This is a genomic window from Phytohalomonas tamaricis, from assembly GCF_003012345.1.
GTDB lineage: Bacteria > Pseudomonadota > Gammaproteobacteria > Pseudomonadales > Halomonadaceae > Phytohalomonas > Phytohalomonas tamaricis.
In genome coordinates this window covers 238356-263286 of record NZ_PVRV01000020.1, presented here as the reverse complement: position 1 = coordinate 263286, position 24931 = coordinate 238356, and the positions used below count along the sequence as shown (strand labels likewise).

General features: G+C 53.1%; 21 protein-coding genes and 1 tRNA gene. 10 read left to right on the top strand and 12 right to left on the bottom strand.

The window, feature by feature from the left end; genetic code table 11:
* Positions 1 to 31: 31 nt before the first annotated feature.
* Positions 32 to 688 carry a potassium channel family protein gene (locus C3Z11_RS06720; RefSeq protein WP_106477184.1) on the bottom strand — a complete coding sequence of 219 codons (657 nt, stop codon included), beginning with the start codon at positions 686 to 688 and terminating at the stop codon, positions 32 to 34.
* A gap of 197 nt (positions 689 to 885) precedes the next feature.
* On the opposite strand from C3Z11_RS06720, the gene C3Z11_RS06715 reads away from it, so the two are divergent.
* On the top strand, positions 886 to 2340 hold the full coding sequence (locus tag C3Z11_RS06715; RefSeq protein WP_106477183.1) for a sodium-dependent transporter: 1455 nt from the start codon (positions 886 to 888) through the stop codon (positions 2338 to 2340).
* A 60-nt stretch (positions 2341 to 2400) separates the two neighbouring features.
* Here the strand turns inward: C3Z11_RS06715 and C3Z11_RS06710 are convergent, their stop codons facing one another.
* Entirely contained in the window at positions 2401 to 3147 is a 747-nt protein-coding gene (locus tag C3Z11_RS06710; protein WP_106477182.1) for an SIMPL domain-containing protein, read from the bottom strand.
* A gap of 486 nt (positions 3148 to 3633) precedes the next feature.
* Between C3Z11_RS06710 and C3Z11_RS06705 the strand changes: the two genes are divergently transcribed.
* Positions 3634 to 4557: an alpha/beta hydrolase gene (locus C3Z11_RS06705; protein ID WP_158700936.1), complete on the top strand. Its 924-nt coding sequence runs from the start codon at positions 3634 to 3636 to the stop codon at positions 4555 to 4557.
* Positions 4554 to 5696: an ABC transporter substrate-binding protein gene (locus C3Z11_RS06700; RefSeq protein WP_106477180.1), complete on the top strand. Its 1143-nt coding sequence runs from the start codon at positions 4554 to 4556 to the stop codon at positions 5694 to 5696. The genes C3Z11_RS06705 and C3Z11_RS06700 overlap by 4 nt, the downstream gene beginning before the upstream one ends.
* A gap of 62 nt (positions 5697 to 5758) precedes the next feature.
* On the opposite strand, the gene cobO is transcribed toward C3Z11_RS06700, so the two are convergent.
* Positions 5759 to 6361, bottom strand: coding sequence for a cob(I)yrinic acid a,c-diamide adenosyltransferase (gene cobO, locus C3Z11_RS06695; protein ID WP_106477179.1), 603 nt, complete (start codon positions 6359 to 6361; stop codon positions 5759 to 5761).
* 157 nt (positions 6362 to 6518) lie between these two features.
* Positions 6519 to 7760 carry a NupC/NupG family nucleoside CNT transporter gene (locus tag C3Z11_RS06690; protein ID WP_106477178.1) on the bottom strand — a complete coding sequence of 414 codons (1242 nt, stop codon included), beginning with the start codon at positions 7758 to 7760 and terminating at the stop codon, positions 6519 to 6521.
* Positions 7761 to 8146: 386 nt separating this feature from the next.
* Here C3Z11_RS06690 and C3Z11_RS06685 point away from each other — a divergent pair, with 386 nt between their 5' ends.
* Positions 8147 to 9715, top strand: a complete 1569-nt coding sequence (locus C3Z11_RS06685; RefSeq protein ID WP_106477177.1) for a BCCT family transporter — start codon at positions 8147 to 8149, stop codon at positions 9713 to 9715.
* A 101-nt stretch (positions 9716 to 9816) separates the two neighbouring features.
* Here the strand turns inward: C3Z11_RS06685 and C3Z11_RS06680 are convergent, their stop codons facing one another.
* From C3Z11_RS06680 to ydiJ, 3 genes are all read right to left on the bottom strand, one after another.
* On the bottom strand, positions 9817 to 11658 hold the full coding sequence (locus tag C3Z11_RS06680) for a cation:proton antiporter (protein WP_106477176.1): 1842 nt from the start codon (positions 11656 to 11658) through the stop codon (positions 9817 to 9819).
* Positions 11659 to 11850: 192 nt separating this feature from the next.
* The gene (locus C3Z11_RS06675; protein WP_106477175.1) at positions 11851 to 12051 is read right to left on the bottom strand and encodes a DUF2905 domain-containing protein; all 201 of its coding nucleotides are present in this window, start codon (positions 12049 to 12051) and stop codon (positions 11851 to 11853) included.
* A 76-nt stretch (positions 12052 to 12127) separates the two neighbouring features.
* Positions 12128 to 15214: a D-2-hydroxyglutarate dehydrogenase YdiJ gene (ydiJ, locus tag C3Z11_RS06670; protein ID WP_106477174.1), complete on the bottom strand. Its 3087-nt coding sequence runs from the start codon at positions 15212 to 15214 to the stop codon at positions 12128 to 12130.
* 278 nt (positions 15215 to 15492) lie between these two features.
* Between ydiJ and serS the strand changes: the two genes are divergently transcribed.
* Positions 15493 to 16773, top strand: a complete 1281-nt coding sequence (serS, locus tag C3Z11_RS06665; protein WP_106477173.1) for a serine--tRNA ligase — start codon at positions 15493 to 15495, stop codon at positions 16771 to 16773.
* Between the two features lie 127 nt (positions 16774 to 16900).
* The gene (gene cobA, locus C3Z11_RS06660) at positions 16901 to 18088 is read left to right on the top strand and encodes a uroporphyrinogen-III C-methyltransferase (RefSeq protein ID WP_317450656.1); all 1188 of its coding nucleotides are present in this window, start codon (positions 16901 to 16903) and stop codon (positions 18086 to 18088) included.
* Between the two features lie 49 nt (positions 18089 to 18137).
* Here cobA and C3Z11_RS06655 read toward each other — a convergent pair whose 3' ends face one another.
* From C3Z11_RS06655 to C3Z11_RS06635, 5 genes are all read right to left on the bottom strand, one after another.
* Complete coding sequence (locus tag C3Z11_RS06655; protein WP_106477172.1) at positions 18138 to 18629, bottom strand: GNAT family N-acetyltransferase; 492 nt, start codon at positions 18627 to 18629, stop codon at positions 18138 to 18140.
* Positions 18630 to 19131: 502 nt separating this feature from the next.
* Positions 19132 to 19344: a hypothetical protein gene (locus C3Z11_RS06650; protein WP_106477171.1), complete on the bottom strand. Its 213-nt coding sequence runs from the start codon at positions 19342 to 19344 to the stop codon at positions 19132 to 19134.
* Between the two features lie 41 nt (positions 19345 to 19385).
* Positions 19386 to 19685: a hypothetical protein gene (locus C3Z11_RS06645; RefSeq protein WP_106477170.1), complete on the bottom strand. Its 300-nt coding sequence runs from the start codon at positions 19683 to 19685 to the stop codon at positions 19386 to 19388.
* A 153-nt stretch (positions 19686 to 19838) separates the two neighbouring features.
* Positions 19839 to 20069: a hypothetical protein gene (locus tag C3Z11_RS06640; RefSeq protein WP_106477169.1), complete on the bottom strand. Its 231-nt coding sequence runs from the start codon at positions 20067 to 20069 to the stop codon at positions 19839 to 19841.
* Positions 20070 to 20951: 882 nt separating this feature from the next.
* Positions 20952 to 21036: transfer RNA gene (locus C3Z11_RS06635), tRNA-Leu, on the bottom strand.
* Positions 21037 to 21266: 230 nt separating this feature from the next.
* On the opposite strand from C3Z11_RS06635, the gene C3Z11_RS06630 reads away from it, so the two are divergent.
* The 4 genes from C3Z11_RS06630 to folE all read left to right on the top strand — a co-directional run bounded on the left by C3Z11_RS06630 (position 21267) and on the right by folE (position 24826).
* A complete protein-coding gene (locus tag C3Z11_RS06630) occupies positions 21267 to 21968 on the top strand; it encodes a ComF family protein (RefSeq protein WP_262927276.1) in 702 nt (233 codons plus the stop codon).
* Between the two features lie 37 nt (positions 21969 to 22005).
* Entirely contained in the window at positions 22006 to 22989 is a 984-nt protein-coding gene (locus tag C3Z11_RS06625) for a serine/threonine protein kinase (RefSeq protein ID WP_106477168.1), read from the top strand.
* Positions 22958 to 24139: a murein transglycosylase domain-containing protein gene (locus tag C3Z11_RS06620; RefSeq protein WP_106477167.1), complete on the top strand. Its 1182-nt coding sequence runs from the start codon at positions 22958 to 22960 to the stop codon at positions 24137 to 24139. Before C3Z11_RS06625 ends, C3Z11_RS06620 begins: the two co-directional genes overlap by 32 nt.
* A 132-nt stretch (positions 24140 to 24271) precedes the next feature.
* Positions 24272 to 24826, top strand: a complete 555-nt coding sequence (gene folE, locus C3Z11_RS06615; protein ID WP_106477166.1) for a GTP cyclohydrolase I FolE — start codon at positions 24272 to 24274, stop codon at positions 24824 to 24826.
* Positions 24827 to 24931: the final 105 nt, after the last annotated feature.

The following is a 24931-nucleotide window of genomic DNA, read 5'->3' as shown; positions in this document are numbered from 1 at the left end:
ATCATGAGTTTATGCTGGCAGAGTATGCATGTCAGAGCTTATCGCCGAATTGGCGCAGGGCATCGAGCTTTCCGATCATGACGAGACGGTCGTCGGCCTGCAGTTCGGTAGCCGCTTCGGGATGGCAATTTAACTGATCGCCGCGTTTGATTGCGATGACACGTGCCATTTCGTCTCGCAGGCCCAATTGTTCAACGCTCTGGCACTGTTTGACGAGGCGCTCGGTGGCCTTGATTTCAACGACGTAATCTTGCTCGCCGAGATGGATGAAATCGAGTACGGCGTGATAGCTCAGGCTTTCTGCGACACGGATACCAATGTCATATTCCGGATGGACAATATGGTCAGCACCAAGCCGTGAGAGCAGCTTTTGATGATCGTCTGAGTGCGCTTTTACCCACAGCTCCTTGACCCCGATTTCCTTGGCATACAACGTACACATCATGCTGGCTTCGATACTCTGATCGATATCGATAAATACCGCATCGAATTGATCCAGTCCTAACTCTTCAAGGGCCTTTTCATCGCTTGGGTCAGCGATAACCGCGTGGCTCAACTGATCGGCTATGGCATTGACACGTTTTTCATCACTATCGATACCGAGCACTTCATGATGTTGACGACGCAATTCGAGTGCGACAGTACTGCCCATGTACCCTAACCCAATGATCGCAAACTGCCGGCTCATGATGCCTCCCTGTAAATATTAAAAAGCATTGACGGTAGTCAATGATGTTTGGCCGCCATTTTAGTTTTAACGGTGCTGCTGAGAGTGTCATAAGCGTCAACGTCATGCCAGCATCAGGTTAGCGTCGCCACATGATGACAGGCGCGATAGAATTGCCGCTTTGACCGGTACGCGGTCGACTCGATAGAAGGTATTGCATGACGACACAACAACAAGTCAAGCCGACCCTATGGGCAGGGCGTTGGGGCTTCGTTCTTGCCGCTACCGGCTCAGCCGTAGGGCTTGGCAACATCTGGAAATTTCCTTACATGACGGGTGAGTACGGTGGCGCCGCGTTTGTACTGGTCTACCTGATGTGTATCGTGGCGCTTGGCGTGCCCATCATGATGGCTGAAATCGTTTTTGGTCGACGCGGGCGGGGCAGTCCGGTCGATGCCTTGAAGCGGCTTGCGCGAGAATCGCAGCGTAGTGAACTATGGTCGCTGGTCGGCTGGGTGGCGATGCTCTGCGGTTTTCTTATTCTATGCTTTTACGTCGTGGTCGCCGGCTGGGCGTTTTCTTATGTCTGGAAGACGCTCAGTGGCGGACTGGGCCTGCCGAGCGTTGAGGCTTATGGCGCCTTGTTTGAGGCAACTAATTCCAATGTCTGGACGTTAGGCGGTTGGAGTACGCTGGTTACGGTATTGACGATGGTCATCGTGGGGCGTGGTGTTCAGGAAGGCATTGAGAAAAGTGTCAATTGGATGATGCCCGGACTGGTCTTGCTGCTGGCGATCATGATTGTCTATGCGGCATTTTCCGGTGGTTTCAAAGAAGGTGTAAATTTCCTGTTTGCGTTTGATTTCTCGAAAATCTCCAGTGAAGCTCTGCTTGCGGGGCTAGGGCACGCCTTCTTTACCCTGAGCCTTGCTTCGGGGGCCATTCTGACGTACGGGGCTTACTTACCGGCAGGACGCTCGATCGCCCAGACGACATTGCTTGTAGCATTTTGCGATACGGTTGTGGCCTTGATGGCCGGACTAGCTATTTTCCCTATTATCTTCGCTAACGGTATGGATCCTTCTTCTGGTCCTGGGCTGATCTTCATGAGCTTGCCGCTGGCCTTCGATCAAATGCCGTTTGGCAGTATTTTTGCTCTGGTATTTTTCGTCATGCTGTCATTGGCAGCACTTACTTCATCGATTTCTATGGTCGAGGCAACCATCTCATTCCTTGAAACGCACACGCCATATACGCGGGGTCGTCTCAGTATTGGGGTGGGTTTCGTGCTCTGGATCATTAGTCTGTTTGCGGTGATGTCATTCAATGTCGGTGCAGATTGGAAGGCGTTGGGAATGACGGTATTCGACTGGCTTGATTACATCACTTCTCGCTGGATGATGCCGTTAGGTGGCCTGATGACTGCGATTCTGGCCGGATATATCTTCAATGCCGACAGCCTTCGCGATGAGATTGGTCTAACAGGTATGGCCTGGCGGTTATGGCGCTTCTTACTGCGCTATGTGACGCCTGTTTGCATCATCATGATTTTCCTTGATGCTTTGGGGTGGTTTACGTTGGACCTGAGTCACCAGTGGTACTGGATCGTCGCGATTATCGCGGCGTTGGCGCTACTTGGCGAGACGTTGTCGAGAAGGCATGCTGCTGGCTGAAACCGAGATGAGATCCACAAAAACGGGCTGTGTCAGCCCGTTTTTATGCTTCAGATAAAGCTACTGAGGTGAAATTTGCCAAGTGACCATAACCCCTGCATCGACACGCATATCGCCTGGGTTGTAATCGGCGCTCTTGGCGCGCGCTGTTTCGGATACTGCCATCATCAGCGGGCGAAAAACGGGAGTACGGGTTTCCTGTACATCAACAACCGTGCCGAGTTTCACACCAAGGGTTTCTGCCATGAGACGGGCCTTATGTCTGGCTCGTTCGATAGCGGCGACTAATGCCTCGTTTTCTATGCTGCTGCGATCAGCCACGTCATAACTGATGCCATCAAACCGATTGACACCGACCGCAATCAACGCATCGATTATGGTGGCAACCTGCGAAAGATCATCAAGTGTAACGTTCAAGGGACGTTCGATACGAATGCGTGTTTGTTGCGAGGTCTCGCGCGCCTCCTCGCTATTGGGCAATGATTCCGGTTGAACGACCAAGCTTCCTGCATGGATATTGTTGTGAGCAACGCCTGCCTGCTCAAGGGCTTGAAGCAGTTTAGAGGTTCGCGCTTCAAGGCGTTCTCTGGCTTGTTTAAGTGCATTGCTCTGTGCGGAACTACTTGCGTTATCGGCTGTAAAAGTAGGTGTCGTTTCCCATAGTGAAGCGGTGATCATCGCCTTGTCGGGCGTCGTATCAATACTCGCTTCAGCTTGGACCTGCAGGCGAGACACGTCTTCGGCAGCAAGAAGAGGCAGTGGCAGACATAGCAGTGATATGGCGGTAATGGTCTTCAGAATATGCATGTGATTCTTTCTCCTAACGGCTGCAACTGACTGATGAAGCTGAAAGAGTGCCTAAAGACGGTACAGCAATGCACCGCGATAGCGAAGATTGCAATAGCCCTCCTGAGCCAGTAAACGGATTAGGCGGTTTTGACGGCAATATTGTAGTAAGCATGTAATTTCATGTTGTTTTATCGCAAAAGAGAGAAAGAAACATTATTATCATTACCATCCAAATTTTCAGAGTGTTAGCGTAATGACACATTTTTACGCTTAATTGTTACCTTCTATGAGTGGTTGTCTGCGAAAGCGTTGCCAACGCGTCCTTGATAGCGTAGGTGCCAAGACCGTAGACCGCTGCAGCTTGGTCAGGAATTTTACATGACACGTACTTTACGTTGCAGGCACCGGCATTTTGGTACAAGCAGATGCAGAGGCGTTGCCGCTGGGCTGACAGCTCTATTCGGACTTCTGTTATCGGTTAGTGCATGGGCAGAAATGGAGCCTATGACGCCCCATTTTTCATCGATCAAGAATGTTACCGTGATGGATGCCAAGCGCTGGGATATGGCACCTTCCTGGGGCGGAGCGCCCTATCGCATCATGTTGTCGGTACCCGATACACCGCCACCGCCGACGGGTTTCCCTGTCATTTACACGCTGGATGGGAACGCTACGTTTTCCACCATGGTGGATGCCATGCGCACCCAGAGCTTCATCCAAGGCAGTGAGCGCGTCGACAAAGCTATCATTGTCGGGATTGGCTATCCTACCGAGGCGCCTTTTGACATGACGCGCAGGGCCATCGACTATACGCCGCCGTCTCCCACAGGATGGAAAAATGCCTTGGAGCTTACTCGGCGCAACTGGCATTTCGGCGGGGCAGATCGCTTCTATGATTTTCTTGAACGTGACCTGATGCCGCGTATCGCACGCAACTATCCCGTCGATGAGCATCGACAAGCTATATTCGGTCATTCGTTGGGGGGAATCTTCGTACTTTATACCCTGTTTACACATCCGGAAGCCTTCAATACCTATGTGGCGGCCAGCCCCGCAATATGGTGGAACGACGGCGTAATTCTTCATTATGAACGTTATCTGTCAGAACGGATTACGCGAAGTGGTCTACCAAACATTCGCCTGTTGCTGACCGTAGGTGAGTATGAGCAGGCGTTGAGTCCTGGTGAGCGGCAGCGTGATGATGCCAGTGTGGTAGCTGCGCGACGGCGCAGCCATAAGATGATCGACAATACTCGTGAGCTGGGGCAGCGCCTCAAGGCGCTTGATCCACAGGCATTGGACGTCAAGTTCTCCCTTTTCGACGAAGAGACGCATTCATCGGTTTTGCCGGCAGCGATCAGCCGAGGGATGAGATTTGCACTTGAGCATGACGAACGTCGTACCGAAAATGATGGGGATGAGCCATGATCGCGCGGTGGAAGCATGAAGCAGCACGCCTGATATTGCCCCTTCTGATGGGGTGTCTATGGGCTACGCAAGCAGCGGCTCAGGTTACCGTTCGGGATGTAGAAGGCAATGAGGTTGTGCTCGATAAACCTGCTGCCCATATTGTCCTGGCTGAAGGCCGACAGCTGATGGCGCTTTCTCTGCTAAGTGACGATCCGGTCAGTTTTCTCGCAGGCTGGGGGAGCGATCTGAAGCGTTCCAAGGCGTTATACGCACTGTACCAGCAGCGCTTTCCTGAGCTCGATAATGTGAAGGTCGTGGGGGACGGTCCAGGCCCTCATGGCATTTCGGCTGAAACAGTTCTGTCACTTAATCCCGATGCCGTAGTATTAAGCCGCTCACAGACCCCACCTGAGCAGAGTGCCGAACTGCTAGCCCAGCTGAAAGCAGCCGGTATTCCAGTAGTGTATATCGATTTTGCCACGGATCCTTTGCACGATACGGTACCCAGCTTGAGAGCTTTAGGGCAGCTGATTGGAGCAGATGATCGCGCTGAGCGTTATATCGCTTTCTATGAAGCGGCGAGCAGTGAGATTCAACACAAGGTTGAAGAGGCAGGGGACAAGCTAAAAAAACCTGATGTGATGATCGAAGCGCACGCAGGCGGAATGAACGATTGCTGTTACTCTCCAGGGCAGGGCAGCTTCGAAAGCTTTATCAACGTGTTGCATGCTTCCAGCATTGGCGCGGATGTGCTCAAGAAAAAAAGCGGAAAGCTCGATCCCCAATATATTCTGATGCGTGACCCGGACGTCTACATAGCCACGGGGGGGTCTTATCTTGAAGGAACCGGAGGACTGGTTCTTGGGCCTGGATACAGTGAACAGCGCGCCCGTGCATCGCTGGAGAAGGTGATGCAGCGCTCCTTGATTGCAGAGTTATCCGCTGTCACCGATGGTAAGGTACATGGCCTTTTCCATCATCTGATCAATACGCCTTACAACATTCTCGTTCTTGAAGTGATGGCGAAGTGGTTGCACCCCGACCTGTTTAAAGAGGTCGATCCCCAGCAGACCCTGACGACGATCAATAACAAGTACTCTTCCGTGGCACTTAGCGGGGCGCTATGGGTCGATCTCAAAGCAGCAGATGCGAAATAGTTTATTAAAGCTCATATGCATGACAGAAGAGGCTGTTATTACAGTCTAGTGCTGGCAGACATTCAGTAATCGATTCCCCGTCGCGCTTTTAATCCGAGATTGAAGGCGTGACGGGTTTCTTGCATTTCGGTAATGGTATCGGCCATATCAAGCAGTTCACGATGCGCGTTTCGACCAGTAATGATTACCGTCTGTTCGGCCGGGCGATGCGCCAAGGCTCGCTTGACGGTACCGATATCTAGATAACCAAACTTGAGCATATATGTCAGCTCGTCAAGCACCACTAGATAAATGTCCGGATCGACTAGTAGCTTTTCTGCCTCTACCCATACCTTTTCACAGGCAGCTTTGTCAGTTTCTCGATTCTGGGTTTCCCAAGTGAATCCGGTTGCCATGGTGTGTACCTGCAGATGGGCATCATCTGCCAGGCGCTCGCGCTCGCCACACTCCCAGACGCCCTTGATGAATTGCACAACGCCGACGCGATATCCATAGCCAAGTGCTCGCGTGACCGTGCCCCATGCTGCAGTAGTCTTGCCCTTGCCATTACCGGTGAATACCAATAGCAATCCACGTTCTTCGTTAGCTTTTTCGATGCGTTCATCGACGTGGCGTTTCAACTTCTGCATGGCACGCTTATGGCGCTGCTGTCGTTCATTATTCATGATTTTGTCCTGAAATGGTCTTGATGTGGCTAGCTTAGCAAAGCAGGTCAGCCCGCGTAATGTTGTGCTATGACGCTAACGAGATGGGGGGCGAGAGGAAGACCTGCGCGCCCTCGGAAAAGGGGCGCAGGTGCATGACTCAGGAGAGATAGAATGCTTAAAGGACGAGGAAAATGCCTGCCAGTGTGGCACTCATCAAGTTTGATAATGTGCCTGCAATAACGGCTTTGACACCGAGACGGGCCACGTCACTGCGACGCTCTGGCGCCAGTACTCCAAGGCCACCCATCAAAATGGCAATGGAGGAAATATTAGCAAAGCCACATAGAGCAAATGTTATAATGGCTTGAGTATGCTGTGACAGCTGTTCCTGCACCTGGGCAAAACCCACATAGGCAACGAATTCGTTGAGCACGAGCTTCTGGCCGATGAAGCTGCCTGCGGTAATGGCTTCATTCCAGGGGACACCGATTAGGAACGCGAGTGGTGCAAAACAGTAACCGAGCAGTAGCTGCAGGGTAATACCGTCGAACCCGAACAGATTGCCAGCACTTTCAAGAATAATGTTGACCAGTGCGATCAGCGCGATAAAGGCAAGTAGCATGGCGCCAACATTCAGCGCAAGCTGAAGACCTGAACTGGCACCTTCTGCCGCAGCATCGATAACGTTGGCGGCTTTATTCTCGATTTTGGCTTCTACATCGTCGAGCTTTTGATACGCTTTCTCGGTTTCGGGTATCATCAGTTTGGCCATTAACAGGCCCCCTGGGGCGGCCATGAACGAGGCGGCAATCAGATAGTCAAGACTGACGCCGAGCGCTGCGTATCCCCCCAAAACGGAGCCGGCGACACTTGCCAGGCCGCCGGTCATGACCGCAAACAGTTCCGAACGTGTCATGGTCGCGATAAATGGACGTACGACCAGAGGTGCTTCCGTTTGTCCGACAAAAATATTGGCGGCCGCATTGAGCGATTCAGGGCGGCTGGTGCCTAGCACTTTCTGTAGAAAACCGCCAAGGATGTTGATGACCCAGCGCATCACACCGATGTAGTAAAGGACTGCGATCAACGACGAGAAAAAGACGATGATCGGCAGGACACGCAGTGCGAACACGAACCCACCGTTACCGAAGACCTCGAACATTTGATCGCTGGCCAGCCCACCAAACAGAAAGGAGATACCGGCGTTACCAGCATCGAGAACCGACTGAACACCGCTGCTCATGCCTAGCAGGAGATGTCGTCCAAAGGGAACGTAGAGTACAAAGAGGCCAAGTCCAGCTTGAATGGCGAAGGCGAGGATGACTGTACGGTAACGGATAGCACTCCGGTTTTCGCATAGTGCAAAAGCGATCAGCAAGATGACCGCAATGCCGATAAGGCCCATGATGACCTGCATCTGAAGCTCCTGATAGATTTTGTAATTAGAGACGCAGCCATAATAAAAATTAAATGACAGGTTTGTCCTTACCTAAATGATAAATTTTTCACATCCTCATGAGAAATTTGTTACTGCTAACTCTTTGCAGGGTTGTTTATGCAAGACATAAGCATGTTTTTGGCTTCTGTTACATAGGTATCATCTTCTGTTATATTGAAGAACTCATTCCTGCCAAGTAAGACTCCAAATGTCCTCTCTCAATATGTGCTGGCAAAGCCTGCACGGGATGATTGCAACTTTTTATAGCTCTGCGCTATCGCATGGTCAGTCTTCCTTTTCTTGCTTTCATGCTGTGTCTTTCCTCTTAACTGCGGTGAACTCCGCCTCGCATGAGGATAAAAATCATGCAGCCTGATACAAGTTCCAATGCTCCTGGCTATCGTTTGGTGTTCGCACTGAGTGGCGGATTTCTGCTGCTTTTCGTGATTGCTGCGTTGATCAATCTCAACATGGTCAGTAGTTGGATCAATACCAGCTTCGCTTGGTCGACACGTTGGTTTGGTGCTTATTGGCAGCTATGGATGTTGATCAATTTCATTATTGCGCTGGTATTGGCCTGTTCACGCTATGGCGATGTGCGCCTGGGTGGGGCTGACAGCAAAAAGGAAATGTCGACCTTCAAATGGCATGCGGTCATCCTCTGCGCACTTTTGGGCGCCGGTGGCGTTTTCTGGTCAACGGCTGAGCCGATTTACCATTTCATTACCACTCCGCCTGCTTTTGCGGGTATCGAGCCCTCAACGACAGCGGCGATTGCGCCGGCACTAGCGCAAAGTTTTCTGCATTGGGGGTTCAGTGCCTGGGCATGCCTCGGCACGCTGTCCGCGCTGGTGGTCATGCATGCGCATTACCATGCAGGGATAAGAATGCGCCCTCGTGCCATGCTATATCCTCTGTTTGGTAAGCGTATTGAAACCCACTGGTTCGGCGTATTGGCAGATGTGGTCTGCATTATTGCTGTCGCCGCCGGCACCATTGGCCCCATAGGCTTTCTGGCGACACAGCTATCTTATTCGTTTCATGCGCTATTTGGGTTTGAGGACGTCTATGCTGTACAGCTGACCGTCCTCGCTGTACTGGTCGTGATTTACACGCTTTCCGCAGCAACGGGGCTTTCCCGCGGGATTCAGTGGTTATCCAGTATTAATGTCTGGTTGGTGCTGTTTCTGTTTGCGGTGCTGTTGATCGTTGGGCCCGGTACATTTATTGCTGAGCATGCCCTTGATGCCTTTTCGATTTATTTCAGCAACTTCATATCGATGTCGCTTGTTCGCAGCGATACCGCCTGGCTGGGCGGTTGGACACTGTTCTTCTGGGGATGGTTTATCGGCTTTGTGCCTTCGATGGCGATTTTCGTGGCGCGTATCTCACGCGGACGCACGTTGCGTGAGCTGGTGTTAGCCGTGGCCATTACCGCGCCGATTGCGACTAACATCTGGTTTGCAACACTGGGCGGCTCGGGAATCTTCTATGAATTATTCAATCCTGGCAGCGTTTCCGGTCCGTTGAGCAGCGGGGGGTTACCGGCGGCATTGCTGGCAGTAACAACGCAGTTACCCTGGTCGGAGGTTATCGTACCGCTGTTTCTTGTGCTCACGATCATCTTCGTGTCCACGACCGGTGACTCGATGGCTTATGCTATCGCCATGTCAGTGACCGGTAAGTTTACTCCGCCGAAAAGTATACGAATTTTCTGGGCGGTAGCGTTTGGCGCCGTAGCCGCTGTACTTTTGATGATGGGCGAGGGCGGCATTAATGCGTTGCAGTCATTTATCGTCATCACTGCGGTACCTGTCTCTGTGCTACTGCTACCTACACTATGGCTAGGACCGCAGGTGGCCCACGCTATGGCATTCGAACAAGGATTGGTCAGCCGGCCAGGTAAACTGAATGTGACCAATGAAAGTACGTAGCAGGTTTATTAGCCGTTAACAGCGGTGGAAGGCGTAAACCACAATGCCCGCTCGGCTTGCACCGTGCGGGCATTGTCATTTTAGTTCGATGGGCAAAACGCTCAGGCGTGTTTGAGCTTTGTAGCGTTTGCGCTGTCGGGCTTCATTTCGGGCGAGTCGGAAAAGATCAAGCTGATCAGGCGTTCACCATTTTTGGGTGCAAGCGCTGTCCCCTCACTGGACACCTGAATCTTGCCTTGGGTGGATACGCAGAACATTGGTAATAATCTGCCGCCATGGATGCGCTTGTATTCATCTAAACCGAAACTATCGCTGATACGGGCGATACGCAGCTCGGCGCCCTGGGCAATCATGCTGGCTAGCTTGGCGAAAGTCGCCTCGCGGTCGAACAGTATCGGCAGGTGCCCCAGCGCTTTATCCTGCTGACGCTTGGCATGCTTGCCAGGGTCTTCGGCAATACGAAACACGTTGCCGTGACCGAGGATATGTTCATAGTGCAATGCCGCCAGATTGTTAAGCTCCCGGTAGGGTGAAAGCGGCAACAGGTGGCCGATTCCGGTCAGTTCGAGATGTTGGGCGGCATGCTCTGATAGCGGATTGCCATAATAGACGGGAAGCCCCGCCATGCGCGCTTCCTGAACGGCGTCCCAGCTGGTATCGGTCAGGCGTACTGTAAAGCCGGCCGCTACCAGTTCCTTTGCCACTATTCGTGCGACCGGATTGGCCCCGATAATGAGAAATCCAGTGGGCGGTGGTTCGCTGACCTTTAGTAGCTTGACGATGGGTTTTGAAAACAGGCTTTGGATGACTACCGTGCCGATGATGACCAGAAATGTTACCGGCACCAGCATTTCGGCACCCTCGACGCCTGCCTGCTCAAGCTTGATCGCGAACAGTGAGGCTACCGCGGCCGCGACAATGCCACGCGGCGACAGCCAGGCCAGCAATGCTTTCTCACGCCAGTTGAGGTTGCTGCCTATGGTGCATAACCAGACGGCAATCGGGCGGATGACGTACATCAATACGGCGAGGAATATCCAGGAAGGCCAGGTCAACATGGCGAGCTGGTCGGAGGTTATGCGACCGGCCAGCAAGATGAATAGTCCTGAAATCAGCAGGGCAGAAAGCACTTCCTTGAATTCGATGATCTGCTGCGTCGGGACGCCACGCATATTAGCCAGCCAGATGCCCAGTACGGTTACCGTTAATAGCCCCGATTCTTCAAATAAAGAATTGGATACGGCAAACAGCGTCAGCATGATCATCAACGTGCCGAAGTTATGCAGGCGCTGTGGCAGGGCATAATGACGCAGTACCAAACCCCACAAGTATCCGCTTAGCGCACCGAGGCCAAGGCCCAGCCCTACTGTCTCGCCAAACAGCAGCAGCGTGTGCGAGGCTGCACCGCTGCCCTCCTGACCGATAGCGACGAATTCGTAGACGAGAACGGCAAACAGCGCCCCCACTGGATCGATCAGGATGCCTTCCCAGCGGAGAATCTGGCTGAGATTGCCCTGGGCACGCAATGTCTGCAGCAATGGGATGACAACCGTCGGACCAGTTACTACCAATAGCGCGCCCAGAACGGCAGATATCTCCCACGACACCGACAGTATCCAATGCGCGGCGAACGCAGTAAGCACGCCCGTCAGAACGGCACCAGTCGTTACGAGGCGGCTGACAGTATGTCCATGCCCGCGCAGATCATTGAAATTGAGGGTGAGACTACCTTCAAACAAGATGACCGCAACGGATAGTGAAACAAGCGGAAACAGTAAATTGCCAAACAGGGCATCAGGCTGGAGCCAGCCGGTAGCAGGGCCGGCAATAATACCGACGACTAATAACGGCAAAATCGCGGGTAAGCGCAGCTGCCATGCGAGCCACTGACAAGCGAGTGCCAGTAAGCCTATCAGGGCCAGGTAAAGGCCGGGATTTTCCATGCCGCGTTCTCTTTCTAGGCTGAGCCGTTAAGACTTTAGGTGTATTGGGCGCGCAGCCTAGCTTTACTCACAGGCAGTTGCAACGCGAGTTGTCTTAATACAAAACACGGTGTGAACGGGCGGGCGAGCATAAAGAGCTCGGTATTAATAATCGTCAGCCGTAAGGGAGTGGCAGTGGGGCGCCCTCATCATTTATTTGCTAAATAGACGCAACAGTACCGAGAGCACGATACTGATCAAAATCATCGTGGTGATTGGAAAGTAGAACGAAAAATTCTCACGTTTGATGACGATATCGCCCGGCAGATGGCCTAGCGGCAGCTTGCTCAGCCAAGGCCACAGCAACCCGGCCAACACCGCTACAATACCGATAATAATCAGCGCTTTCGACATATGACATTGTCCTCTTGCATGGCATCGCCTTCTCGCAGGCCAAGGCAGCCTTGGCAGGCCGCCTTGGTTATCCTGTTCAGCTCGCCTGTTTCAATACTGTTAACAGCCCCTGCAGCGGGTGGAGCAGCTTGGTCTGTGAAAAGCGCTTAGCCTGGCTGCGGCAAGAATAGCCGGTAGCCAGGACGCGTCCGGCATTGGCGTCATCCTCGACCACTTCGCGCCACGACAGATCGTAGATCGTTTTCGATGTGTCGGCATTGCGCGCCTCGTGGCCGTAGGTGCCGGACATCCCGCAGCAGCCGGTAGCGACCAGCTCAAGCTCAAGGCCGAAGACGGCGAAGACCTGTTGCCACGCTTTGGGACTGCCGGGCGCTGTGGTCTTTTCGGTGCAATGTGACAGCAGCTTGAAGCCGGGGTCATTCACTTCAAAGCCACTCGGCACCAGCGTTTTGCCCTTGGCGACCAGCCACTCCTGCAGCAGAAGTACTTCCGGGGCACGTTGGGGGCCGAGCGCCTTTACGTACTCCTGACGGTAGGTAAGGGTCATCGCCGGATCGATCCCCACCAGCGGGATACCGTACTCGGCCAGGGTGTTGAGCAGTGCGGCATTACGCCCCGCGGTGCGTTCGAAGCGGCCGAGAAAACCCTGCACTTGCATCGGCTTGCCGTTGGGATGGTAGGGCGCGACGAAGACATTGATATCGAGAGTAAACAGCAGCTCAACGATGTCGCGTGCCACGGCGGTTTCGAAGAAGCTGGTAAAGGCGTCTTGCACCAGTACTACGCTGCGTGCCTTCTGCGCCTCGGTAAGCCGGCCCAGTGAAACCGGTGTCGCTTCGGGAATTCCCCAGCCTTTGAGCTGCCGAGCAAAATCATTGCGCGATAATGTTGGTACATCGACCATGCCGATGCCTTTTTCCAGTGCACGTTGGACATAAGGCTTTTCCAGCATCGTGTTATAGAGCGGAGCAATACGCTTGAGCATCGGCGCCATCAGCTCAAGGGAGCCGACCACATGATCACGCAATGGACGCAGGTAGCGACCGTGATAGAGTTCGAGAAAGCGACTGCGAAAGTCGGGCACGTTGACTTTGATCGGGCATTGACCAGCACAGGACTTGCACGCTAAACAGCCGGCCATGGCGTCATAGACCTGGTCGGAGAAGTCATCGCCGTGGCGACGTTTGTTGACGGTGTTGACGACTCGAGTTGGCAGCGCCGCGAGCGTTTGCCATACCCCGGCCTGACGCAGCTGCTGCGAGGATTTGAGCACGTCCACGCCATCATTGCCCTGCAGGCGCAGCCATTCACGCATCAGGCTGGCGCGCCCCTTGGGCGAGTGGATGCGGTCGCGGGTGCCTTTCCATGACGGGCACATCGCATCGGCGGGATCATAGTTGTAGCAGGCGCCGTTGCCGTTGCAGTAGACGGCGGAATCGTAGTGCTGCCACACGCGTTCGTCGATCTGGCGGTCGAGTTCGCCGCGAGTGGTGACGGCGTCGATTTTCAACAACTCGCCGTCGACTTCGAGCGGTGTGGCGATCTTGCCGGGGTTGAGCTGGTTACGGGGGTCAAAGGCTCCCTTGAGACGCTGCAGGGTCGGGTAGAGCTCGCCGAAGAAGGTCGGGGTATATTCCGAACGCACGCCCTTGCCGTGTTCACCCCACAGCAGACCGTGATACTTGTGGGTTAGCTCGGCGACACGGTCGGAGATGACGCGGATCATCTTTGCCTGCTCCGGGTCCTTCATGTCGATGGCGGGGCGCACGTGCAGCACGCCAGCGTCAACATGGCCGAACATGCCGTATTCAAGGCCATAGCCGTCGAGTAGGGCGCGGAACTCGGCGATATAGTCGGCGAGATTCTCCGGCGGCACGGCGGTATCCTCGACGAACGGGATCGGCCGTTTCTCGCCCTTGGTATTGCCGAGCAGGCCGACCGCACGCTTGCGCATCGCATAGACCGATCCTATCCGGCCGCGCCCCCAGGCAATGGTGTGGCCGAGCCGCTCGACTGCGGTATCGCGTTCCAGGTGAGTAGTGAACGCTTCGACGCGGGCCTTGAGAACCTCTTCATCATCGGCATTGAACTCGACCAGGTTAATACCGCGGGTGGCAGGTGATGACGCATCGCCAGCAGGGAAATACTCGGCGACGCTTTCCCACACGATGTCTTCCATCGCCAGCATCAAGACCTTGTCGTCGACCGTTTCGATCGAGGTAGGCGCGTGCGACTCACCTTCGTCACCCATCAGTGCCTTGGCATCACGTAATGCGTCCATGAAGCCGGTATAGCGCACGTTGATCAGCGCCGAATACTTGGGTAGCGGCAGTACGTTGAGCGTGGCCTCGACGATAAAACCTAGCGAACCTTCGGCGCCACACAGCACACTGTTGAGATTGAAACGGCGATCCTCGTTGCGCAGATGGGCAAGGTCATAGCCGGTCAGGCAGCGGTTGAGCGGTGGGAACCTGGCCTCGATCTCGTCGCGCTGGGTATCGATGATCTCACGGGCGACGCGGTGGACCTCGCCGACGTGGTCGTCCCGCGCACAAAGCGCATCGAGTTCGTCGTCGTCAACGGGGCGGCTGACAAAGCGCGAGCCGTCGAGCAATACGGTGTCGAGTTCGAGCACATGGTTGCGCGTCTTGCCGTATTCACGACTGCCCTGGCCGCTGGCGTCAGTGTTGATCATTCCGCCGAGGGTGGCGCGGTTCGAGGTAGACAGCTCAGGGGCGAAGAACAGCCCGTAAGGCCTGAGCGCGGCATTGAGCTGATCCTTGACCACGCCGGCCTGAACACGCACTCGGCGGTTGGCAACGTCGATATCGAGAATGTGGTTCATGTAGCGAGTGACATCGACAACCAGACCATCGGTCAGTGATTGGCCGTTGGTGCCGGTGCCTCCGCCGCGCGGCGTGAGCACGATATCCTGAAATGGCTCCTCGCTGGCGAGGCGGGCGATCAGCACGATATCGTCGCCGTCGTACGGGTAGAGCGCCGCCTGTGGAAGTCGCTGATAAATAGAGTTGTCGGTAGCCAGTACCGTGCGGTTGGCATAGTCGGGAGCAATATCGCCGCGAAAGCCCCGCTCGGCTAAGGTCTTGAGAAAATGGTTGTAGCGTCCTGCGACGCTGGGGATTGCATCCAGTGATTCGATCATGGGCGTTATGGCTGTGGCCTGCGATTCGTTTGCGCTAGGGTAACTGAGCAGAGCCGTCTACGCCTATGCTCGTGATCGATATTGAGAAGACGAGTGACACTGTTCTTTTTTATACCGTTATGTTTCACATCATTTAAATGAATCAGCCGGTAAACCGCCTCGGTCATGGAGGCGAGGCGCTATTTTCCATACAATACGGTGATGTTTTCAGGGATGCCCAAGTGAGGCATCGTTTTTTGTGCTCGCCTTGAGTGGCGCCTTCAAACGGACAGGATTCCATGCTCGATCCCAAACTGCTGCGCAGCGATCTCGATAATGTCGCTGCCCGTCTCGCCCTCCGCGGCTTTGCTCTGGATGTTGATCGTATGCGTGCGCTCGAATCGAGTCGTCGTGATCTGCAGACACGCACCGAAGAGCTGCAAAACGAACGTAACACGCGTTCGAAGTCGATCGGGCAGGCCAAGGCGCGTGGCGAGGATATTGAGCCACTGCTCGCTGAAGTAAGCGATCTGGGCGAGCGCCTCGACGCTGCCAAGACAGAACTGGCCGAGGTGCAGGCTGAGTTCGAAGCGATTACCACCGGTCTTCCTAATCTTCCCCATGACAGTGTGCCTGAGGGCCGTGACGAGAACGACAATGTCGAGCTGCATCGCTGGGGCGCGCCGCACGAGTTTGACTTCACGGTCAAGGATCATACCGATCTCGGCGCGCTGCATGGCTATCTCGACTTCGAGCTGGCGTCCAAGCTGACCGGCTCGCGCTTTGCTGTGATGCGTGGCCCCGTAGCGCGCCTGCACCGTGCGCTTACCCAGTTCATGCTCGATAAGCAAACACTCGAGCATGGCTATGAAGAAGCCTATGTGCCCTACATGGTCAACCGCGATTCTCTATTTGGTACCAGCCAGCTGCCCAAGTTCGCAGATGATCTTTTCAAGTTGGAAGGCAGTCAGGATTATTATCTGATTCCCACGGCGGAAGTGACCCTGACCAACTTCGCTCGAGATGAGATTCTCGATGGCGATAACTTGCCGCTCAAACTGACGGCGCATACCCCTTGTTTTCGCAGTGAGGCGGGCGCCTACGGCAAGGACACCCGAGGAATGATTCGTCAGCACCAGTTCGACAAGGTCGAGATGGTGCAGATTACTCATCCTGAGCATTCCTATGACGCGCTGGAAGAAATGCGTGGTCATGCCGAGGCGATTCTCCAGGCTTTGGAATTGCCATATCGCGTTGTCACGCTATGTACCGGTGATATGGGCTTTGCTGCGGCCAAGACCTATGACATTGAGGTATGGTTGCCAAGCCAGCTGACCTATCGGGAGATTTCATCGATTTCCAACTGTGAGGATTTCCAGGCGCGGCGCATGCATGCACGCTTTCGCGATGCAGGCCAGAAAAAGCCTGCCCTGGCGCATACCTTGAATGGGTCAGGACTGGCGGTTGGGCGCTGTCTGCTGGCAGTGATGGAGAACTATCAGAATGCTGATGGCTCAATCACTGTACCGGAAGCATTGCGTGCCTATATGGGCGGAATCGAGGTCATCAATCAGGCTTGATGACGCCTCGGTTATAACTACCTGATAAAGCGTTACTAGGCCGACAACAATGTCGGCCTTTATCATGTGGCGCGTTTTTCGATCATCTTTTCTGTGATTGCCTTGTTTTAATACTGACCGGACCGCTATGGACTTTCTTACGTTGCAATTTGACCCGCGTTTTCTTGATGTCCGCCTGATGGGTGGAGGAGAAGCTGCCTTGCGCGTTGCGCTCCAGCTACGCGGGATAAAATTGCGATTGACTGTTCATGCGCAACAGCTCATAGAGCCATTGAAGGCACTTTGTGAGCGTGAAGGATGGAAACGTGGTGATCAATGCCTTGACGCTGCGCCGGGTCAGCTGTGGTTGATAGCGACGGGGAATGAGGAATCCGACGAAAGCTGGGCTGACCGGGCGTTGCAGGCCAATGTGCCTGTGTTCGTGCCCGGCTTGCCGGCTAAGTCCACCATCCATCTGCCGGTAAGAATTCGCAGCGAAGATGAGGCGGAAGCGCACCATGTGTCGCAAAAGGGGCATGTCGCTCTGGTTGGCTCGGGCCCTGGCGATCCTCAACTGTTGACGCTTAAGGCGCTCGACCGGTTAAGGAATGCCGAGGTCGTGATTCACGACCGGCTGGTAAGCCAGGAAATCCTTTCGTTTATCCATCCCCAGGCGAAGCGGTTCTATGTCGGCAAGGCGCGCAGTGCGCATAGTGTGCCGCAGGATGGCATCAATCAGGCACTGGTTGATTGGGCCGGGGCGGGGTATCGCGTTGTCAGGCTCAAAGGCGGAGACCCGTTTATCTTTGGGCGTGGTGGTGAGGAGCTTGAGGCGTTGGCCGAAGCGGGAATGTCATTTGAAGTGGTACCGGGGATTACTGCGGCTATCGGCGTATCGGCCTATACCGGCATTCCGCTCACTCACCGTGATTACGCTCAATCGGTGCGCTTCGTTACCGGTCATCTCAAGAACGGCAGCTGTGATCTGGATTGGTCAACGCTGGCGAGCCCAGGGCAGACACTGGTGTTTTACATGGGACTGGGTAGTCTTATGACAATCAGCGAGCAATTGATCGCCCATGGGTTGCCAGCAACCACGCCACTAGCGCTGGTCGAGCAGGGCACGACGGCGCGGCAGCGCGTGCACCGCGGTGCGCTGGGCGAGTTGCCAGCGCGGCTGAGCACGCTGACTGTTGCACCACCTACGCTAATCATTATCGGGGACGTGGTAACGCTGAATGAACGGCTTGGTTGGTTTGCAGCCGATGCCGCAGCCAGCTTGGGTTGGCAGGATGGCAAGCATCCCTCGCCGCCATTGGATACCGACGCTGAATGAAGGGGCATCCAAGAAAAGCGATACTATTTAGCGAGAAGTGCCTAGGACCTCAAGGGGTGTCGTCAAGACATTTGCCGAGTATCGATAGGCTATAAAGGTTACCATCCATTTCGGCAATTTCTGGCAGTTCGCCCCAGTGTTTGAAGCCGTGACGTTGCAATAATGTCAGGCTGGGCTGGTTATGGGAAAAGACATAGCCTACTACGTTTCGAATACCGAGCGCTGGACACTGCGCAAGACACTCCTTCAGCATCAAGCTACCGATGCCTTTGCCCTGAAAATCGGGCGAGACATAAATGCTGACTTCGGCAGTTGCATGATAGGCCGGACGCCCATAAAAGGGCTCCAGGCTGACCCAGCCGGCAATACTCTTTTCTATCTCGTGAACAAACAATGGCCGCCGGTCATCATGGTGCTCAAACCAGGTGAGCCGCTGCTCAAAAGTAACGGGAAGGGTATCGGCTGTGGCGAGGCGCCCCGGGATGCTGGCGTTATAGATATCAACGATGGCTTCGAGATCATCCAGTGTTGCACGTCTCATTGAAAATCCCCTTCATGAAAAATCAGTAATAGGCAGATGCTCGCTGCCATGCCTGTCGTCTTATCAATGCGGCCGGCATGATAATCTGCTTCTATCCTGCTTATCTACATCGAGGTGGTTTTACTCAGGTTCTGTCTGAAAAGCCGGGGAGCGCGCTGGCGAGACAAGATAGACAGGCCTAGGGGTGGCCGGAAACAACGTATCACAGGCGTAAGGGGCTATTTGTTTACCTGATAGCAGCGTTTATTGGCGACAGGGCTATCCCATCGAAACAGTAAATGCTTCATCACGGATAGAAAGGCAGAGGGACATTTTGTAAATGCAGTATTAGCAAGCACACAGCAAAAGGAAGAAAGATGATAGTACTAGTTACGAGAAACCATTCCATTTCTTCCTGTAGAAGTACTTTGCGATAAAATTTATTTTTAATGGTACGAGGTTTTTTGAGGGGTCTAAGTCTCATGACGGTAGGCTTCTCTGTGTGTCAGATTGACTGAAGCGACTAGTTAGCCGTTTGTGCCTGGATAAGCGTTTCAATAATCAGCTCTTCTGAAGCCTGTGGTCGTGTTGCATGCATAATAATGAATGCGGTGCGGTGTGCTGATTCAAACAGGTTCCATGCCTGCTGTGGTTGAGCGAGAAACTGTGTTGACCACGTTTTTACCCATCCCTGACATGGCGTTAGATGATCATAATATTGCGCTAAACGTTTCATGTCTGGCTCCACCATTAACCTAAACCGCCGCTACTTTCATTTTATTTGTCAGCTTTGCTCTCATCTGAAGCTTTCGCTTGGGTAGGTAGGGAAGATTTATCCTGCGTATCAGAATCGTTCTGATGTGCCCTATCAATGAAAATACGTTGGGTACGCAGCGGTTCCGTACGCAAAGGGACTTCACGTTCTTGAGATGAGGAGGGCTCATATTGCTGAGCTGTTTTGCCTTGTGCATCTTCTCTTTCAGAGAAGGCAGCGCTGGAGTTGGACTGAGCCAGCACAGAAGCCGATAACAAAACGGTAGGGCAGAAAGCGGCGAAGAAAAATAATTTGGATGGCATGACATACTCCACTGCAAAGTGTCCGACACAAGAAAGCGATAGACCATCTCTAGTGTCGAACATAAGACCCTACCTTACTGCTTATTATAGTCAGGATAAGAGCAAGCTGTTGAGTGGAATAGTGCATGCGATAATCGGCAAATGACGACCATCTTAGCTTGCCAGCTTATGCGTGCCTTGAGTGCTGTAATGTGTTGGATTATTACGATGTAGCTGCATTTCTTCCATGAGGGCAAGTTCGTACGCTGCCTGACGAAACTCTTTCATGGTGCAGAGAGGATGCCCATTGGGGCAACGTAGTAGCTGATGATCAGAGGCATGGCGCGGCCAAGATAACGGCGCCTTGCATTCGGGACAACACGCCCCGTGAAAGTGGCGATTCATGGTTTGCTCCTGTTTACCATGGAACGAAATTTCTGTCGAAGCGGCACTCCTTGCCGTTTCTGATGGCCTTTATAAAGGCTCAACATGACAGTTTGACTGCGTAGTAGATAAATTACGTCTACGACCGATGCATAAATTAGCATGTTTTTTCGTTTTGTACATGTATTGTATAGCTAATGGTTGTGTTTTAGCGTAACGCGGAAGTAACCATGGATATATATTTACACCATTGAATATATTGATATTTTTGAGCACGCTGGATCAGTTGATCTAAAAAATTAGAGAGATGACCGTCACCGGTATACGTCGACAAAAAATCCTGTTGATAGTGAGAACTATTTTAGCTTGGGCTTGTCTACTAGTACGCAAGACATCCTTCTGGGCTTTGCCCCTCTCGTTAGGGGGGCTCTTTCTCGAAGAATATGCTCCGAGGCATAGCCGAATGAAGCCGTTCAAGATATTGATACAGAGGGTTGCGAGTTCAGCGGCAAGTGTAGCGCCGATGCATTTTCCGCTGCCCTTGGTGGTAGCATTCCCTGCGTACTTAAGCCCGACATTCTTGTCGGGCTTTTTTGTGCAAAAGTTTATGCAAAAGAAAAGTGATCGCCACTGTGAGCAATCTAGGGCAGCTATCGTTACGCATTAACAAACAAGGCAAGATACGTACGTGAAAGCACTACTGCGCTGAGGTAGGCTTCGGATTATGTCGGATAAAATAGACAGGTATGCAGCTGGTAAGGATGGCTTGGCGATATGAAAAGCTTAGACTTTTCATTAACTTAAGCGGGTAAACCCCAACTCAAATACTAGAAGGAATCTTGCATAAAAAAGGTGACGATTGAGTGACGTCACACAGTCATGTAGGTATGACTGACTTTCCATTGGTGCGGAAGGAGAGACTCGAACTCTCACGCCTTGCGGCACTGGAACCTAAATCCAGCGTGTCTACCAATTCCACCACTCCCGCAGCGGAAAGTCGGCCACATTGTACCGATGCTGAGTACAGAGTCAATGTACATTTATCACTAAGATGCGATTAGTGCTGAATTAAATGGCTACTCGCGGGTGCTTTCAAGGTTTGAAATAAAATGCCGATGTGTAGAGGTTAAACATTTCGGAAAATGTAGGCCCTTGGTAATTACTGGTTAATGAAACAAGGGCCTTTACGTCATGCAAAGGGGATAATCAATTACTACCTTGACGCTGTTTGAGCGCTGGGTTGCGACACTTATGCCGGGGCATTGTCATTTCTGCCTGGAAGGGCTTGATGATGTATGGCCATGGTGTTCCTCATGTTATCAGACGCTTGCCTGTAATCTTCATGCTTGTCCGCGATGTGCCGAGCCTGTTCCAAACGGTGTCGTTGGTCCGTGTGGCCACTGTTTAAAATCACCGCCGTTATTTGAGCGTGCTCTGGTGCCTTTCCTGTATCAGCATGACATAGCGTTACTGATTCATAGTTTCAAATTCCATGCCGACATGCGGGCCGGTCGGTTGCTGGCGATACTGTTACTGCTGAAGCTGCAGGAACATTCCTCGTTCTTGCATCACTGTGCGCTGATCCCCGTACCACTACATGATGCTCGTGCCAAACTGCGTGGCTTTGATCAGACTGACTGGCTGGCACGGCGACTCGCGCGCCGCCATCATGTGCCGATATACCATGCCAAGCGCATCAAGGACACGCCCACTCAGCGAGGGCTGAAACGTAAAGAGCGCTTGAAAAATACAAGTAATGCCTTTGTTTTCGATAGTGCGCTACCTCCCCATGTTGTCCTGTTTGATGACGTCATGACTACAGGCGCAACGTTCAATGCTCTGGCTCATGCTTGTCGCAGTGCCGGTGCCAAGCATATAGGAGTACTTGCACTAGCCAGAACGCCGCCTGGCATGTACTGATTCTGTTAGCATGGCCTTATTTTCTTAGAGAGTAATTATGGCTACCCCAATTCACCCTTTCGAAGCGTTGCGCCCAGAGCGAGTTGTCGCTGCAATCGAATCTCTGGGATTCGAGGTGCTCGGAGAGCCCTTTGCGTTAAATAGTTATGAGAATCGTGTCTATGCCTGGCGTGATGATACGCAGCAGCGCTGGGTAGCGAAGTTTTATCGCCCGGAGCGGTGGAACAGTGCACAGATCCTCGAAGAACACGCTTTTCTAGCGGAACTGGACAGAAACGACGTCAAGGTCGGTGCGGCTTGGTCAGACGATGATGGCAAGACGTTGCACGATTTTGAGGGGTTTCGCTTCACGCTATTTCGTCATGTTATTGGGCAGGCGCCAGAGCTTGATAATCCTGCGCACCTGTTTGCCCTTGGTGAGCTACTCGGCCGTATGCACAGTGTCGCCGGGCGTATCGCATTTATTGACCGCCCCAGCATGCAGCCAGAAGCAATCATGACATCGAGCCGGGAGCGAGTGCTGGCAAGTAACTGGATGACGCTGCGTCAGCGACAGGCTTATCAGCGCATCAGTGCCGCCTTGCTGGAATTGATACCTCTCCCTAACTGGCCAAGCAGCCACATGATTCGTGTCCATGGCGACTGTCACATCGGTAACATGCTCGGGCGAGACGATGAGTTTGCGCTGGTTGATTTCGATGATTGCTGCATGGCGCCTGCCGTACAAGATATTTGGATGTTGTTAACGGCACAAAATGAGCAGGAGTGGCGGCAACAGCTTGCAGAGGTTCTGGAAGGCTATGAGCAGTACGGCGAGTTTCCGCGCAGTGAGCTTAAGTGGATTGAAGCGCTGCGTACTCTGCGCCTGATGCGCCATAGCGCTTGGTTGGTCGATCGCTGGGACGATCCTGCCTTTCCTGTTGCATTTCCTTGGGTGGCGAGCGAGGGCTACTGGGATCAACACATTCGAACTCTGGAGCAGCAGCGTCATGCCCTTGAACGACCGCCTTGGCTGGCGTAGACGCACTGGCTTGTGGCTACTGCTTAGTTTCATCTGTATGCCCATTGCCGCCAAAGAGCCAAAAGATACGCCTTGGATAGAACGTTACCCGCATTTAAACGAACGCCTAAATGCCTGGGTGGAAACGGTTAATGAGTGGGGAGGGAGCGCCCAGGACGAACTTTCGGAATACGATGCGCTATTTGCGGCGGTTAAACGACATGCCGGTCGTTATTGGGAAGATGTAAAACTGTCTCAGCCCAAGCAGCTTGTCACCTATTCCGATCATTACCAAAGCCGTACTGAGCTTGATTTTGATAAAGGTAGGATCGTGGTCGAAACCATCAAGGGTGATCATTCTCTTGATGAACTCAAGGCTTTGATACGTGACGCCATCGCTATTCCTACTGAGGGTGATCCTGATTATATCTCAGATCAAGAGGGACAAGATGGCGTGCCGACATTACTGAGTGGCCAGATAGTCGATCAGGAGGGCGAAACGGTTCGTTATGCCTGGCGTAGCCAGCGCTACGCTGATTGGCTGGTTGAGCACCGGTTGCAAAAACGGCAACAGGCCGATGGCAGCATTGTGTATCGTGTCGAAGTGCCACTGGTGCGTGATCATCTGCGTGTACGTGGCGAGAAATTCGAGTCGATGGTTAGAACTGCCAGCCAACGCCATGATGTACCCGAGCCGCTGATTTATGCCATTATCGCTACCGAATCAAGCTTCAACCCCTATGCGATTAGTCATGTCCCAGCTTATGGGCTGATGCAGGTTGTGCCTAAAACAGCAGGGGCCGACGTCTTTCAGCGGGTGTATCGCCGTTCGGGCCAGCCTGGGCGCAGCTTTCTCTTCGATCCGGCAAAAAATATTGATGTAGGGGCCGCTTACCTTTCGCTGCTCGATCATGTCTACCTGAAGAATATTCACAACCCTCAAAGTCGACGCTGGTGCATCATTGCCGCTTACAACGGTGGGGCAGGTAATGTTTTTAAAACATTCGGGCGTAACCAGGTCGATGCGATATCGCGCATCAATGCATTGACACCCAGGCAGGTCTTTCAGCGCCTGCATCGCCATCACCCCGCATTGGAAACGCGTCGTTATGTACAAAAGGTAGGGGAGGCGCGTCAGCGCTATCGCTCATTGGCACAGGCGCGTGGTTAGTACAGTAAATTTCCGATGACACTGCGCAGCGCAGCAGAGTGAGTTAAAATCGCTCCACGCTTGTGGGGACGCGCCGAAAGCGCTACCGGCTTTCGATAGGGCGCATGACCGAACTATGGATTCAGACACGTTATGAATGAAGATTTGACGCATCACTATCGTGAAATTATTGCCGGTCTAGGAGAAGACCCGGATCGGGAAGGTCTGCGTGATACGCCAAAACGGGCGGCAAAGGCGATGCAATTTTTGACGCATGGCTATCATCAGACGCTTGAAGAGTTAGTAAACGGCGCCGTGTTCTCGTCCGATACCGATGAAATGGTGTTGATCAAGGATATCGAGCTCTATTCGCTATGTGAGCATCATCTGCTGCCCTTTATCGGAAAATGTCATATAGGCTATCTGCCTAATGGCAAGGTGCTGGGCCTGTCCAAGTTTGCACGTATCGTTGACATGTATGCGCGTCGCTTGCAGATTCAGGAAGAGCTAACACGGCAAATCGCGAACGCTGTGCAGGAAGCCACGGGCGCGCGAGGCGTAGGCGTCATCATCGAGGCGCGTCATATGTGCATGATGATGCGTGGCGTTGAAAAACAGAATTCTAGCATGAAGACATCAGTTATGCTGGGCGCCTTTCGTGAGCAACAGATTACCCGCCAAGAATTTCTCACCCTTATTCATCGTTGAGCTTATGCTGGCGGAGTGCTTTGAGCACCCCGTCAGTAACTGCGTACTATCCTTCCTTCCTGTTACGTTTACACCTTCTTTTCCCTGGTGCGATGGTCCAAAGGC